The organism is Corynebacterium doosanense CAU 212 = DSM 45436 (assembly GCF_000767055.1).
Lineage (GTDB): Bacteria > Actinomycetota > Actinomycetes > Mycobacteriales > Mycobacteriaceae > Corynebacterium > Corynebacterium doosanense.
In genome coordinates this window covers 2,620,545-2,634,696 of sequence record NZ_CP006764.1, presented here as the reverse complement: position 1 = coordinate 2,634,696, position 14,152 = coordinate 2,620,545, and the positions used below count along the sequence as shown (strand labels likewise).

At 67.8% G+C, this 14,152-nt stretch carries 10 protein-coding genes and 1 pseudogene; 7 read left to right on the top strand and 4 right to left on the bottom strand.

Going from position 1 to position 14,152, the window contains the following annotated elements; translation table 11 throughout:
• Positions 1–17 precede the first annotated feature (17 nt).
• A pseudogene (locus CDOO_RS12800) lies at positions 18–1,507 on the top strand (FGGY family carbohydrate kinase).
• 343 nt (positions 1,508–1,850) lie between these two features.
• On the opposite strand, the gene CDOO_RS12795 reads toward CDOO_RS12800, so the two are convergent.
• The gene (locus CDOO_RS12795) at positions 1,851–2,840 is read right to left on the bottom strand and encodes an NAD(P)-binding domain-containing protein (RefSeq protein ID WP_018022415.1); all 990 of its coding nucleotides are present in this window, start codon (positions 2,838–2,840) and stop codon (positions 1,851–1,853) included.
• Between the two features lie 26 nt (positions 2,841–2,866).
• Here CDOO_RS12795 and CDOO_RS12790 point away from each other — a divergent pair, with 26 nt between their 5' ends.
• Positions 2,867–3,835: a DNA glycosylase AlkZ-like family protein gene (locus CDOO_RS12790; RefSeq protein WP_018022416.1), complete on the top strand. Its 969-nt coding sequence runs from the start codon at positions 2,867–2,869 to the stop codon at positions 3,833–3,835.
• A 12-nt stretch (positions 3,836–3,847) separates the two neighbouring features.
• On the opposite strand, the gene CDOO_RS12785 is transcribed toward CDOO_RS12790, so the two are convergent.
• Positions 3,848–5,428: a bifunctional ADP-dependent NAD(P)H-hydrate dehydratase/NAD(P)H-hydrate epimerase gene (locus tag CDOO_RS12785; protein ID WP_018022417.1), complete on the bottom strand. Its 1,581-nt coding sequence runs from the start codon at positions 5,426–5,428 to the stop codon at positions 3,848–3,850.
• 80 nt (positions 5,429–5,508) lie between these two features.
• Between CDOO_RS12785 and CDOO_RS12780 the strand changes: the two genes are divergently transcribed.
• A complete protein-coding gene (locus CDOO_RS12780; protein WP_018022418.1) occupies positions 5,509–6,648 on the top strand; it encodes a GDSL-type esterase/lipase family protein in 1,140 nt (379 codons plus the stop codon).
• A 7-nt stretch (positions 6,649–6,655) separates the two neighbouring features.
• On the opposite strand, the gene CDOO_RS12775 is transcribed toward CDOO_RS12780, so the two are convergent.
• Complete coding sequence (locus CDOO_RS12775) at positions 6,656–8,677, bottom strand: NADPH-dependent 2,4-dienoyl-CoA reductase (protein ID WP_018022419.1); 2,022 nt, start codon at positions 8,675–8,677, stop codon at positions 6,656–6,658.
• A gap of 198 nt (positions 8,678–8,875) precedes the next feature.
• Positions 8,876–10,375 carry a DUF1846 domain-containing protein gene (locus CDOO_RS12770; RefSeq protein ID WP_018022420.1) on the bottom strand — a complete coding sequence of 500 codons (1,500 nt, stop codon included), beginning with the start codon at positions 10,373–10,375 and terminating at the stop codon, positions 8,876–8,878.
• 46 nt (positions 10,376–10,421) lie between these two features.
• Between CDOO_RS12770 and CDOO_RS12765 the strand changes: the two genes are divergently transcribed.
• From CDOO_RS12765 to CDOO_RS12750, 4 genes are all read left to right on the top strand, one after another.
• A complete protein-coding gene (locus tag CDOO_RS12765) occupies positions 10,422–11,252 on the top strand; it encodes an Fpg/Nei family DNA glycosylase (RefSeq protein ID WP_018022421.1) in 831 nt (276 codons plus the stop codon).
• A 136-nt stretch (positions 11,253–11,388) separates the two neighbouring features.
• Complete coding sequence (locus CDOO_RS12760; RefSeq protein ID WP_018022422.1) at positions 11,389–12,651, top strand: hypothetical protein; 1,263 nt, start codon at positions 11,389–11,391, stop codon at positions 12,649–12,651.
• Between the two features lie 114 nt (positions 12,652–12,765).
• Positions 12,766–13,851 carry a sensor histidine kinase gene (locus CDOO_RS12755; RefSeq protein WP_018022423.1) on the top strand — a complete coding sequence of 362 codons (1,086 nt, stop codon included), beginning with the start codon at positions 12,766–12,768 and terminating at the stop codon, positions 13,849–13,851.
• A 114-nt stretch (positions 13,852–13,965) separates the two neighbouring features.
• On the top strand, positions 13,966–14,148 hold the full coding sequence (locus tag CDOO_RS12750; RefSeq protein ID WP_018022424.1) for a hypothetical protein: 183 nt from the start codon (positions 13,966–13,968) through the stop codon (positions 14,146–14,148).
• Positions 14,149–14,152: the final 4 nt, after the last annotated feature.

Below are 14,152 nucleotides of genomic sequence, written 5' to 3'. Positions count from 1 at the left end.
GACTAAACTCCCCAGTCATGTCGGAGAAAAAGATCCCCACGATGTCCATTCCGCTCGAGGACTCACGCGCGCCGTACGTCCTCGGCCTGGACGTCGGATCAACCGCCTCCCGCGGTGGGCTTTACGACGACTCCGGCCGGCCGGTCAAGGGTTCCAAGCAGCGCATTTCCCACGATTTCACCACCGCGGCCGACGGCACGTCCGCCATCGGCGCCGACCAGGTCGCCGAGGAATGCCGGGAGGTCGTCTCCGAGATCGTGGGCTTCGCCCGGGACAATGACCTGGAGATCGCCGCGGTGGCCATTGACTCCTTCGCGTCGTCGTTTGTGCTTGTGGACGCCTCCGGCAACGCCCTCGGCAGGGCCCTTACCTACGCCGACTCCCGGTCCCCCCCTACGTCACCCGGTTGCGGGACCAGATCGACGAGGTCGAATACCACGCGCGCACCGGCGTGCGCCTGCACACCTCCTACCACCCGGCGAAGCTCGCCTGGGTGCAGGCGGAGCATCCGGAACTGTGGGCGCAGACCGAGACGGTGATGACCATCGGCGAGTACGTCTACCTCAGGCTCGCGGGCATCCGTGGCCTGGCCACCTCCACCGCGGCGTGGTCCGGGGTGTGTGACCTGCGCACGGGGGAGCTGGATGAAGGAATTCTGGCTGCGGTAGGCGTCGATAAGCGGTACTTCTCCGAGCTGCGGGATCCTTCCGAGCCCGCCTTCCCGGGAGACACCCAGTGGGCCGAGGTGAACGATAAACCCTGGCTGCACGCGATTCCGGATGGCTGGCCCTCGGACGTCGGGCCGGGTGCCGTGGACGAGATGACCGTGGCGGTGGCGGCGGCGACCTCGGGCGCGATGCGGGTGATCCTGGCCGAATGCCCGGACCGCGTCCCAGAGGGTTTGTGGTGCTACCGGCTCTCGGCGAAGCAGTGGATCGTCGGTGGCGCGCTCAACGACGTCGGGCGGGGTGTGTCCTGGCTGGAGCGGGTGCTCGCGCCGGTGGAGGCGGGGGAACTCGCGGGCGTGCTGGCCGCGGCGCCGTCACAGGACACGCCCGCGGTGCTGCCGTTCTTCTCCGGGGAGCGGGCCACCGGGTGGGCGGCGGACGCGAAGGCGTCGTTTGTCGGTGTCACGGACGACACCTCGGCGCTCGACCTGTGGCGCGGGGTGATCGAGGCGCTGGCGTTCTCCTATCAGCGTGTGTGGAACCAGGTCGACGACACCCCGGCAGATCCGCGGCGGGTGGTGGCCTCCGGCCGGGTGACCACCGATCACCCCGACTGGCTGCGCATTCTCGCCGACAGCCTGCAGACCCCCGTCATTCCCTTGGCGATGAAACGGGCCACCCTGCGCGGCACCGCGCTCATCGCGCTGGAGGTCATCGACGCAGGTGGCGAGCGTGCCACTCCCCCGTTCGGCGAGGCGCTCAAGCCGCGTCCCGAGCACGCGGGGTACTACGCGGAGCTGGGCGAGCGGTTCGAGAGGTTGTGCGCGCAGCTGGTGTGACTAGCGGTGGCTGGGCTGGCGCCCGCAGGAGGAGGCGAACTGCGCGCTTGCTTCCTGGTCAGCGCGGTAGAAGCCGTGCATCCAGTTGACCACCCAGGCGGTGGCGAGGGCGAAGAACACCAGCGCGAACAGTCCCTACGGCATGAAACCGGTGACCAGGAGAAGGACCGGCATCACCGCAAGCGTGGCGATGATCAACTGTCGTCTTCCCGGCCACCCGTCAGTTACTCGTTCCGTATCCATGCCCTACACCCTAGGACTCCCTCGACGGGGTGCGGGGACGAAAAGGCAAGATGTGACGGCATCGTCATGAGAGTACCTTTAATCCCGAAGCAACCCGGGGTTATTCCGCAGGTAACCGCGACGTGATCCGTTTCGCCACCTGGCGGGCAAACGGACCCACGCCGGTGATCGTCGCCGAGCCCGCGCCGGTCCAGTCGCCGTAGCCGACGAGGTGCAGGTTTTCCACGGTGGGTTGGCGGGAGTCGTCGAGAAGCTCGCTCACCGGGCCGAGCGCGGGGCGGTAGCCGGTGGCCCAGATGAGGTGGTCGACGTCGAGTTCGTCGAGCGAATCCGGGACGTCTCGCCAGGTCAGACGGCCTTCCTCGCGGGCGCGTCGGATCGCATCGGTGACGATGATGTCCCCCAGTTCGCCGACGGAGGTTTCGGAGATCTCCTCCCCGCGCAGCTCCTGCAGCGCGCGGCGTTTGCTGCGGCGAAAGAGCTCGGTGCCGTCGATCTCGTCGGGCATGAAGTTCGGCTCGGCGCGCACAAGCCAGGTCACTTCCGCCACCTCGGAGAGCTCCGCCGCCAGCTGCGCGCCGGAGTTGCCCGCTCCCACGACCGCGACCTTCTTTCCCCGGAAGGTGTCCGCGCCGGGGTAGTTGGCGGTGTGCCAGTACTGGCCGAGGATGCTCCCGGGAATCGAGGGCACGAACGGCCGCGACTGCGTTCCCGTGGCCATGACCACGTGTTTCGCCAGGTAAGTCTCCCCGTCCGTGGTGATGCGGAAGTGCCCGTCCTCGTGGGTGACCTTGTCCACGCTCACGGGGCGGCGGATGTCGAACCCGTAGCGCTGCTCGTAGGCGCCGAAGTACTCCCGGACGTCCGCGGGGTGCAGCTCACCGCCGTGGGAGCGCATCTGCATCCCCGGCAGCGAGGACAACTCGGCGGTGGAAAACAGCGTCAGCGAATCCCACACCTGGTTCCACGATCCGCCGGGGCGCACCGCGTTATCCAGAATGAGCGTCTCGACGCCCCATTTCCGCAGGTAGTAGGCCGTGGCTAACCCCGCCTGACCGCCGCCGATGATGATCGCCTGGTGAATGTCCACCGGGTCCAGTATAACGATGTGCTTTCATGGTCACCATGGAACTTCCGGAGATCCGCGCCCGCCGGCTCATCGCCCAGCGTCTCAGCCCCACCGCGGCGCTGGAGCCGCTGCGTACCCCGATGGAGGCGGCGTCCTGGATGACGGCGACGCAGGGCCAGACCTACCGGGCCGGCATCCGGGCGCTGGCGCTTCGGTGCGGTTGCGCGGACGAGGAGGTGGACGGGGCCGTCGAAAAGCGGGAGATCGTGCGCTGCTGGCCGCAGCGCGGGACGCTGCACTTCACCGCCGCGGTGGATGCGCGCTGGCTCATGCGGCTGGGTAACCCCCGGGTCGCGGCGCAGGCGGCTAATCGACGCCCCGGGCTCGGCCTCACTCCAGACAACGTAGAGACCGCTCGCCGGACGCTGCACGACGCCCTGCTGCAGTCGGACGAGCCCATCGCCCGGCCGGACTGTTACGCCCTCTTCGCCGCCGCCGGGGTCGACCCGACCGAGGGCCGCGGGCCGCACCTCATGCGTGCGCTCGGCGGCGAGGGAGAGGTCGTGCAGGGGCCGCAGCAGAGCCGCCACGACACGTTCTTCCACGCCGATCAGTTGCCCGAGCCGCACGCCGAGCCGAGCGATCCGGCAGCCGAGTCCGCGCGACGTTACACCCTCTCCCACGGGCCGGTGACGGTGAAGGACTTTGTCTGGTGGTCGGGCCTGACGGTGGCCGCCGCGAAGAAAGCCCTGGCCAGCGCCGCCATGACGGATGACGTTATAGAGCAGGACGGCATGTACCTCGGGGCCTGGCAGTCCGGTGTGACGCAGGAGGAGATGGCTGCGGCGCTGGCGGCCGAGTACCACCTGCCGGCCTTCGACGAGTACCTCCTCGGCTACAGCGACAAGTCCTTCGCGCTCGCCGACGAGCTGCGCCCGCGGGTGCTCACCAAGAACGGGATCAGCTGGGACTTCGTCGTGCGAGACGGCGTGGCCACCGGCCGCGAGGGCGACTGACCCCGTCCTCGGTCAGGACCGGCCGCGCAGCCGCGCGTAGGCCCGGGGCACGGCCTCGCCGATTCGGCTTGCCGACGTCGGTGCCGGCCCGTCCGGGGTCTGCGCCGAGAGCCACGCGGCCATGGCCTGGAGCGCGACGGCGTCCGGAAGCGCCAGGTACTCGACCCGGAAGGACTCGTCGGAGTTGTCGGAGTTGTCGTAGCGCCCGCTCACCCAGGCGAGCAGGGCGCCGATGATGCCCGAGAGCACGTCACCGGAGCCGGGAGTCGCGGCCCACGAGGAGCCGGTGTCCACGATCGTCGCGCCGACCTTTTCCCCCGACGGGTAGGCCACCACGGTCGCCCGGCCCTTGTGCAGCACACCCGCCTGCAGCTCCCCGGCCAGCAGGCAGGTCGCCTCGACCTTGTTCAGGCCCTCGGTGTCGAGCTCCATCGCCTCGCACAGCCGGGCGAACTCCCCGGAGTGCGGGGAGAGGACCGTGGCGGGGCGTCGCGTGCGCACCTTCTCGCGCAGTTCGGGGTGCTTCGCCAGGAGGGTGAGGCCGTCGGCGTCGATGAGCACGGGCAGGTCCGTGTCCAGCAGCCCGGCGAGATCGTCGGGTGAGTCGGTGCCCGCGCCGGGGCCGTAGACCCAGGCCTGCACACGACCCGCGTCCGCGATGGACTCCGTGGCGATGACCTCCGGGTGCGCGCGCACCACCTCCAGCGCCTGCGCGCCCGCATAACGAACCATGGAGTTGGTCGCCCGGACCGCGCCGAGCGTGCACAGCACCGCCGCACCGGGATAGGTGTCCGAGCCGGCCGCGATGCCCACCACTCCCCCGGAGTACTTGTCGTCGTCCGCGCCCGGCTCAAGGCCCGGCAGGGGCTGCGGCGTGAGCCCGACGATGTTCGCCGGCCACTCGCGGGGAGTACGCACCGGCACGGGCTCGATCCACACCAGGCGGTGTTGCCCGGCGTTCCTGATGAGCTCCTCCGACAGCCTGCCCGTGTGAGTCTGCGCCTCCACCATGACCACCTCGCCGCAGTGCGGGCTCAGGCCGTGGGCGTAGCGCAGCCCGCCAAACGTCACAGTGACGTCTGCGGCAAGGAAGCGCTCGGGCGTCACGCCGTCATCGGCGCCGATCCCGGACGGCACGTCGACGGCGAGTACCGTGCTGTTTCTGGCGGGTTGGATCGCCTCGCTCACCTCCTCGCTCAGCCCCCCGCTGCCACCGAGGCCGAGGATGCCGTCGATCACCAGATCCACGCTTGTCGACGGCCACCCGTCCACCACCTCTCCCCCGGCGGCGACAAACGCATCGAGCGCCGGCTGATGCACCTTGCCGTCGCGCCCGAGCAGCAGCGCCTCGACCACGATTCCTCCCGCCGTCAGCAGACCCGCCCCGGCGTAGAGCGCGTCCCCGCCGTTTCCGCCGGAGCCGACGAGCAGCAGCACCCGCCTCTCCCCCGGGCCCAACATGGCGCGGGCGACGTCGGCCACCCCGCGGGCGGCGGAGAGCATGAGCTCGTCGGGGTGGGAGGCGGCGTCGATGAGTGTCTTCTCCGCAGCGCGAATGGCGTCGGCGGTATGGGCGTGCTGGATGAGAGGCATGCCCTCGAGGTTAACCCCGATCGGCCGGGCGGGGTGACAGTATTCTGTGGGCACCCTGACCCGCCACCCCGAGGAACTTCATGCCCGTCACCCCTCTGACCTCGATCCCCGTCACGCCCGAGCTGCTCATCGGCGTCGCCGAGCTCGAGCCCACCGACCGGGGTCTGCAGCCGCACCGGCTCCCCTCTTTCGCGCGTCGGCAGAACTCCGACCCGCAGATGGCCATGGTGGAGGCGCAGCCCGCGGGCGCTCGCCTGGTGTTGCGCACCGCGGCCACACGCATCGACCTCGTGGTGTTGCGGTCCCGGCCGATGTACGGCGGGACGGTGGGACGACCCGACGGAATCTACGACCTCGTGATCGACGGCGAGCTCAGCGGTCACGCGACCTCCTCGGGCGGCGACCGCCTGATCCTGGACCCGGCCACCGGTTTCTCGCACTCGGAGCCCGGGCCGGAAGCGACGATCTCCTTCACCGGCCTGCCCGCGCGCGACAAGACCGTGGAGATCTGGTTTCCCCACAATGAGCTGACCCGGATCGTCGATCTGCGTGTCGACGCCCCGGTCCAGCCCGTCCCCCGCGACCGGCCGCGCTGGGTGCACCACGGCAGCTCCGTCAGCCACGGCTCCAACGCCAGCAACCCCACCGGAACCTGGCCGGTGGTGGCCGCGCGGCTCGCGGGCATGGATCTGCACAACCTGGGATTCGGCGGCGGCGCGCTCCTCGACCCGTTCGTCGCACGCACCATCGCGGGATTGCCCGCGGATCTGATCAGCGTGAAACTCGGCATCAACCTGGTCAACAGCGATCTCTTCCGCCGGCGCGCGCTCGGGCCGGCTGTGCACGGGTTCCTGGACATCATCCGGGAAGCCCACCCGGAGACGCCGCTGCTGGTCGTCTCCTCGGTCTATTGCCCGATCCAGGAGAGCACGCCCGGGCCGGTGGACCCCGAACTCAGCGACGGGCAGCTCAGCTTCGTCGCCACGGGAGACCCCGCCGAGGTCCGCGCCGGGAAGTTGACGCTCGAGGTGATCCGCGAGGAGCTGGCGGCCCTCGTGGAGCAGCGGGCGCAGGAGGATGCGCACCTGCGTTACCTCGACGGGCTGGAGCTGTGGGGTCCGGAGGACGTGGCGCGGCACCCGTACCCGGACAACCTGCACCCCTCCCCCGAGGCGCACCGCCTCATGGGCGAGAGGTTCGCCGGCTACCTGGCGGACTGAGCCCGGATCAGCCCAGTGCCGCTGCGACCTCGGCGCCCTGGAGGATCGCGCGTTTGGCGTCGAGCTCGGCCGCGACGTCCGCGCCGCCGACGACGTGCACGTTCACCCCGGCCGCGGTGAGCGGATCGACGAGGTCGCGCACGGACTCCTGCCCGGCGCAGAGCACGACGTTGTCCACGGCCAGAACCCGCGTCTCGCCGTCCTCGAGACGAATGTGCAGGCCGGCGTCGTCGATACGCTCGTACGTCGCACCTGAGATCTGTTCGACGCCGTTCATCTTCACCGTCGCGCGGTGCACCCAGCCGGTCGTCTTGCCCAGCGTCTTGCCCTGTCGGCCCGGCTTGCGCTGCACCATGAAGACCTCGCGCGCCGGCGCCGGGGCGTGGGGTTTGGTGACAAACCCGGGGAACTCGTCGTCCACGCCCCACTCCTGCTCCCATTTCTCCAGGTCAAGGGTGGGAGATTTGGTGACGGTGAGGAACTCGGAAATGTCGAAACCGATGCCGCCGGCGCCGATGACCGCTACTCGACGCCCGATCTCGCGCCTGCCCAGGACGGCCTCGGCGTAGGTCATCACACTGGGATGGTCGACGCCGTCGATCTCCGGGATGCGCGGAGTGACGCCGGTGGCGATGATGACCTCGTCGAAGTCCTTGAGGTCTTCGGCGCTGACGCGGGTGTTCAGGCGCAGGTCGACTCCCGTGACCTCGATCTGGCGCTGGAAGTAGCGCAGCGATTCCGCGAACTCCTCCTTGCCGGGGATGCGCGAGGCGATGGAGAACTGGCCACCGATGGAGTCGTTGGACTCGAAGAGTGTGACCTTGTGGCCGCGCTGGGCGGCGGAGACCGCAGAGGACAGCCCGGCGGGTCCGGCACCGACGACGGCGACCCTCAGCGCGTGGCGGGTGGGCCCGAGGATGAGGGTGGTTTCCCGGCCGGCGCGCGGGTTGACCAGGCAGGAGGCCTTCTTGCCCTCGAAGACGTGGTCCAGGCAGGCCTGGTTGCAGGCGATGCACGTGTTGATCTCGTCGGGGCGGCCCTCGGCGGCCTTGTTGACGAACTCGGGGTCCGCCAGCAGCGGACGGGCCATGGACACGGCGTCGACAAGCCCGCGCGCGAGGATCTCCTCGGCGACCTCCGGGGTGTTTATGCGGTTGGAGGTGATGAGCGGGACGCTGGCAACCTCGCGCAGGCGCTCGGTGTACTTGACGAAGGCCGCCCGCGGCACCGAGGTGACAATCGTCGGCACCTTGGCCTCGTGCCAGCCGATGTCCGTGTTGATCGCGTCGACGCCCTCGGCCTCGGCCTTCCGCGCCATCGACTCGATCTCCTCCCACGTCTGGCCGCCGCTGACCAGGTCGGCGATGGACTGGCGCAGGATGACGGGGAAGTCGCGCGGCACGCGGCGGCGGATGTCCCTGATGACTTCCACGAGGAAACGCTGCCGGTTCTCCGTGCCGCCGCCCCACTGGTCCGTGCGGTCGTTGGTGCGCTCGCAGAGGAACTGGTTGATGAGGTAACCCTCGCCGCCCATGATCTCCACGGCGTCGTAGCCCGAGGCATGTGCGAGGGCAGCGGCGCGGCCGAAAGCCTTGATCTCCTGGCGGATCATGAAGTCCGTCATCCGGATGTGTTTGAACGGGTGAATCGGCGACGGCTCGGTGCCGGGCGCGGTCTTGTACGGGGTGACCCCGTAACGGCCGGCGTGCAGCAGCTGCAGGGCGATCTTTCCGCCGGCCTTGTGCACCGCGCGGGTGACCCGACGGTGGCGCGGGATCTGCAGGGGCGTGGCCAGAGTGCTGGCTGCGGGGGAAAGCTGTCCGGTCACCGACGGGGAGAAACCGCCGGTGACGATCAGGCCGACCCCGCCCGCGGCGCGCTCGGCGTAGTACGCGGCGAGCTTGTCGGTGTTCCACACCCGGTCCTCGAGCCCGGTGTGCATCGATCCCATGACCACCCGGTTGCGCAGCGTCATGCCGCCGATCGTGAGGGGTTCCAGGAGCAGCGGAAACTGAGTGCTGTCGGTCATTGCGGTCCTAACGGAGGCGTCGGCAGAGGCGTGTGGGTCGGATCACAGTGTATCGCGGGGGTACCGGGCCGCGGGGGCGCGGGGGCGCGGGCACCTACGAAAGACAAACCGCGAAAGGAGCCCTTTCGGGCCGGACAGGTGTCGAAAGGCCGGGCCTCTCGTCACCTGCCTTTCGCGCGGGCCCCGCGCACACGAACCTCAGCTCTTGCGGTACAGCCGCTTCTTCCAGTACTTCGGCTCCGAGGTGACCAGCACTCCCAGGTTTCGGAAGATGTCCTCGTCGACCGAGCCGAGGATGGTGGAGGTGTGCACGTTGCAGCCGGCGAGCCCGCGGACCTGCGCCAGCGCGTTGCGCGCATCCTGCGAGTGCGATGCGGAGACCGACAGGGCGATGAGCACCTCGTCGGTGTGCAGGCGCGGGTTGGTGGAGCCCAGGTGCCGGGTCTTCAGCGTCTGGATCGGCTCGATGGCCTCGGGGCTGAGCAGATGGACCTCGGGGTCGATGCCCGCGAGGTGCTTGAGCGCGTTGAGCAGCATGGCGGCGGAGCAGCCGAGCAGGTCGGAGGTCTTGCCGGTGATGATGGTGCCGTCGTGGAGCTGCATCGCCGCGCCGGGCAGGCCGTCGGTGGCGGCTTCGACCTCGAGGGCGGGGGCGACGACGGGGCGGTCGGCGGTGGAGCAGCCGGCCTTGGACATGACCACGGCGGCGCGGTCGGACTGCGTGGTGTCGGTGGTGGCCGACTTCGCCTCGGTGACCAGCTCCTTGTAGTAGCGGCGGATGATCTCCTGGATGCTGGCGTCGCGACAGACCTGGTCGTCGGTGATGCACATGCCCACCATGTTCACGCCCATGTCCGTGGGTGACTGGTAGGGCTCGGTGCCGGTGACCCGGGCGAGCATGGTCTTGAGCATGGGGAACGCGTCCACGTCGCGGTTGTAGTTCACGGTGGATTCACCGTGCGCGCGCAGGTGGTAATGGTCGATGACGTTGGAGTCGTTGAGGTCCACGGTCGCGGCCTCATAGGCGAGGTTCACGGGGTGCTCGAGCGGCAGGTTCCACACGGGGAAGGTCTCGAACTTGGCGTAACCTGCGCGAATGCCCAGCTTGTTGTCCTGGTACACCTGGCTCAGCGCAGTGGCGAGCTTGCCGGATCCCGGCCCCGGGGCGGTGACGACGATGAGATCGCGTGTGGTCTCCACGTGCTCGTTGCGGCCGAAGCCGTCCTCGGAGACGATGCGGTCGACGTTCGCGGGGTACCCCTCGATGATGAAGTGGCGTTTGACGGTGAGCCCGAGGTTCTCGAGGCGGTCCTTGAACTCCCAGGCGCGCTGGTTGGAGTCCTCGAAGTGGGTCATCACCACGTTCTGCGCAAGGAAACCACGGTCGCGGAAGACGTCGATAAGCCGCAGGACGTCCTCGTCGTAGGTGATTCCCAGGTCGGCGCGGACCTTGCCGCGTTCGAGGTCGCGGGAGTTGATACACACGATGATCTCGACATCGTTCTTGATGTGCTCGAGCATGGCGATCTTGTTGTCCGGCGTGAAGCCGGGGAGGATGCGCGCGGCGTGGTTGTCGTCGAAGAGTTTGCCGCCCATCTCCAGGTAGAGCTTGCCCCCGATCTCGTCCCTGCGCTGCTGGATGTGCTCCGACTGCAGCTCGATGTACTTCTCGCGGTCGAAACCGATTGCCTGCGTCATGCGTATTGCCCCTCAAAGAATCCGGCGTTGCCTACTCTGGGAAAGTATGCCGGAAGGACACATCATTCACCGCCTCGCGGGTCACCTCAACGACGATTTCCGCGACGGTCCCCTCCAGATCACCAGTCCGCAGGGGCGTTTCTCCGCGTCGGCGTCGCTTATCGACGGTCGTGACCTGCAGTTCGCCGAAGCCGTGGGCAAACACCTCTTCGTGCACTTTGATGAGGCTGATGAATCTGTGGGGCCGGAGAACATCCTCTACGTCCACCTCGGGCTCATCGGCTCCCTGCGGTTCGAGCCCGTGGATGACGTGTGGGGGCAGATCCGCCTGCGCATCGTCAACCATGAGCAGTCGGTGGCGGCCAACCTGCGTGGCCCGCAGTTCTGCCAGCTCATCAGCCCGACCGAGTACGAGAAGAAACGGGCGAAGGCCGGGGAGGATCCGCTGCGTGACGACGCGGACCCCGACCTGCTGTGGCCGGTGGTGCACCGCACCGGGCGGTCGATCGGCTCGCTGCTCATGGACCAGGCGCTGTTTGCCGGGGTGGGCAACATCTACCGCGCGGAAACACTGTTTCGCCTGGGCATCTCCCCCTTCCTGCCCGGCAAGGAACTCACCCGGGCGCAGTTCGACTCCATCTGGGCGGACCTGGTGGGGCTCATGCGCGTCGGCGTGGAACACGGGCGGATCGACACGGTGCGTGACGAACACCTGCCGGAGGCGATGGGGCGGGAGCCGCGCAAGGACGACCACGGCGGCGAGGTCTACGTGTACCGGCGCGAGGGCCAGGACTGCTACGTATGCGGGAGCTCGATCCGCTTCCAGGTGATGCAGGGGCGCAACCTGTTCTGGTGCCCGGGCTGCCAGAACGGCTGAAGTGGATACGAAAGTTACCGAATCAGATACCTTAGTATCCCCTAACGCGCAGCTGCTTGTTTCCTGAAAATGCCTGGATAGAGTTCCTGGAGTCAGCTCAACCACCGGACACCAGAACGGAAAAAGGCACCCACCAATGTCACGCATCTCTCGTTCCCTCACCGCCGCGGCACTCACCGCCATGACCCTCGCCACCGCAGGAGTCGGCATCGCCGGCGCCGACACCGTCGAGCACTCCTACCCGGAGACCCCGAAGCTCAACCCGGCCCTGCCCATCGTGCACACCTACCACGGCTCGGACCACATCAAGGCCAACATCCTGAACCCGAACCCGGAGTGCAACTCGGCCGAGGACTTCCGTACCACCGTGTACAAGGTCACCGACGACTTCACGCCCATGGGCACGATCTCCACGACCAACACCACCAGCGGCACCATCCCGCTGACCCAGAACCTGTCCAAGACGCAGACCGTCAGCCTCTCGGTCAAGGGTGGCTACTCCGAGACCACCACCGCCAACCTCGGCGGCACGGCCTCGGCTGAGGGTGGCAGCGGCACCGCAGGCATCTCCCACCAGATCGCCCGCAACCTCGGTGCAGACTTCTCCTACTCCCTCGCCTGGACCGCCGGCCAGACCATCGGCCCGTACCAGATCCCCGCAGGCCACACCGGTGAGGCCACCTACGGCTTCCGCGTGCTCAACATGAGCGGCCAGCAGCAGTACTGCAAGCCCAACGGCACCTGGTCCACCCCGACCGCCTGGACCTCCCTCGCTCCCATGAAGAACGAAGTCAAGGTCTCCGTGTACGACGACCCGGCTGACGCTCCCCGCGATAAGGGTGGGGAAGAGAACCCCAACTACAACAAGGTTCAGCCGGTCCGCGGCCAGGCCCGCCCCGAGGTCGACCCCGCCACCGCCAACCCGGCACTCGACCTCGCACCGCGCCTGACCACCACCGTCGGCAAGGCCGAGGGCTTCGCAGGCATCGTCGCAGTGCGTGTCAAGAACACCGGCACCGAGCGTTACGACGCCTCCAAGACCCCGATCCGCTTCCGCGTCGAGGTCGGCACCGTCGACGGCCCCCAGGGCGTCGACCGCCTGATCACCCCGGGCCGCTTCAACGGCGCCTCGGTCCGTGACCTCGGTTTCGACAAGGCCTCCTCCACCCGCGTCTTCGAGGTCACCCTCTCCAACTCCATCAACGCCGGTGACGAAGTCCTGCTGGGCAACCTCCAGTTCGGCGACGGCAACACCAAGGCCGGCCGCCTGGTCAACGACATCACCGTCACCCAGATCGGCCGCGCCAACGGCGACGTCTCCTTCGACAACGACTGGAACGTCAACTCCGCCACCATCACCCAGTCCGATGGCGGCAAGGCACTCCCGGGCCGCTTCTAAACTCCACCGCTGCACCTCTCAACAGATGGGCCGACAAATTTTTGTCGGCCCATCGGCCTGTGCGGGGTATAGTCACGGCGGAACTTTTCCGATCGCAGAAGTCTGGTTGCTCCCATGAGAGATCTATCCGCCTCGACCGTTTCCGTCATCGCCTGGTCAGCGGGCGCGGTGCTCCTCTGCGCGCTGGGGTTGATCTCCGGTGCTCCCGTGCCGGGGCTGGTGGCCACACTTGTGCTGATGGGGGCACTCATCGCCGCTCGCAGAGTGCCGATCATCGCCAGCGTGGTGTTTGTCGCAGGGTTCGTGTTCGTCTCCAGCACCCCAGGGCTTCTGGGGTTCATCGACGCCATTCTGGCACTGGCTTTTTGCGCGTGGATGGCTTACCGACGCCCGGCGCTCCACGTCGGCATTCTCGTCGTGGTACTCGGCCTTGCCGGGCTTTTCGACCCTACTGCCGGCAGGTTTACCTCAGACTATTCTGCTGCGGTTATCTGGATGACTCAGCTCATCTCGGTCGCACTCATCGGCTGGGGGATTCAACGCTGGCAGCGGGCGCGCCGGGAGATGATCGAGGATCTCCGCCGCCGTCGCCGAGAGATTGCGCGCACCCTTCATGACTCGGTGGCTGCCTCGTTGACTTCAGTGGTGATCAAAGCCGAGGTTCTGGGCCTCGCGCAGGATGACGACGACACCGAGATGTCCCGCCAGCTGCGTGATATCGCCGAGGACAGTCGCAGGTCGATGCGTCAGGTGCGCCAGCTCATCACCATCCTGGATAGCGAGGAGCGCGATGACCTCGTGGCATCCATCGAGTCGCTCTCGTCGGTGCTGGACAAGGGCCGGGAGAGGTTCGAGGCGAAGGGCTTCCATGTCACGCCGGCAGATTTCGGCGGGTCCGAACTACCGGTCGCTCTGGATCCCCCGTGTGTAGAACTGGTAGACAAATTCCTCGCAGAAGTGGCGACCAACGCCCTGAAATACGCCCCCGCCCGGTCCACGTTGGTGGTCGAGCGTCGTTACGCGGACGGTAATTACGAGCTCAGCGTTTCTAACGATCTAGGGCCTCGTTCGCCCGCCGGCGTCATGTCGTCCGGGCTGGGGCTGCGCAATCTTTCCGCCGATGCTGAGAGATTAGGCGGAGAGTTGCTCGCAGGTGCGTCCGAGGACCGGTGGCGTACGACACTGCGCCTACCGGCGTAGACGCGGAGAGGTAACTTTCGTATCCTCTTTATGGTCCCGGCTGTGATCCGCGTCGAGGTAAGCGCATACTAAGGCTATTCACAGCACGACCGCAGCACGGAATGAGGAACCCCCATGAACACAGCTCGTCGAATCTCCGCCGGCATCGGTGCCGCCGCCATGATGATCACGCTCTCCCCCGCTGCTCATGCAGGCTCGGTGAAGGAGGAGCCCGTCACGGTGGTCAAGTACCAGGCAGCGGCCGACTACTTCGGTTGCCGCTACCACGACAACGTTCTCTGCTGGAGGAAGAAGTAAGCCC

Excerpts from the sequence above, each read along its gene's own strand:
- CDOO_RS12770 (WP_018022420.1), bottom strand. The coding sequence starts at position 10,375 with ATGACGCAGGCAATCGGTTTCGACCGCGAGAAGTACATCGAGCTGCAG.
- CDOO_RS12755 (WP_018022423.1), top strand. The coding sequence starts at position 12,766 with ATGAGAGATCTATCCGCCTCGACCGTTTCCGTCATCGCCTGGTCAGCG.
- CDOO_RS12750 (WP_018022424.1), top strand. The coding sequence starts at position 13,966 with ATGAACACAGCTCGTCGAATCTCCGCCGGCATCGGTGCCGCCGCCATG.
- CDOO_RS12760 (WP_018022422.1), top strand. The coding sequence starts at position 11,389 with ATGTCACGCATCTCTCGTTCCCTCACCGCCGCGGCACTCACCGCCATG.
- CDOO_RS12785 (WP_018022417.1), bottom strand. The coding sequence starts at position 5,428 with ATGCCTCTCATCCAGCACGCCCATACCGCCGACGCCATTCGCGCTGCG.
- CDOO_RS12780 (WP_018022418.1), top strand. The coding sequence starts at position 5,509 with ATGCCCGTCACCCCTCTGACCTCGATCCCCGTCACGCCCGAGCTGCTC.
- CDOO_RS12765 (WP_018022421.1), top strand. The coding sequence starts at position 10,422 with ATGCCGGAAGGACACATCATTCACCGCCTCGCGGGTCACCTCAACGAC.
- CDOO_RS12775 (WP_018022419.1), bottom strand. The coding sequence starts at position 8,677 with ATGACCGACAGCACTCAGTTTCCGCTGCTCCTGGAACCCCTCACGATC.
- CDOO_RS12790 (WP_018022416.1), top strand. The coding sequence starts at position 2,867 with ATGGTCACCATGGAACTTCCGGAGATCCGCGCCCGCCGGCTCATCGCC.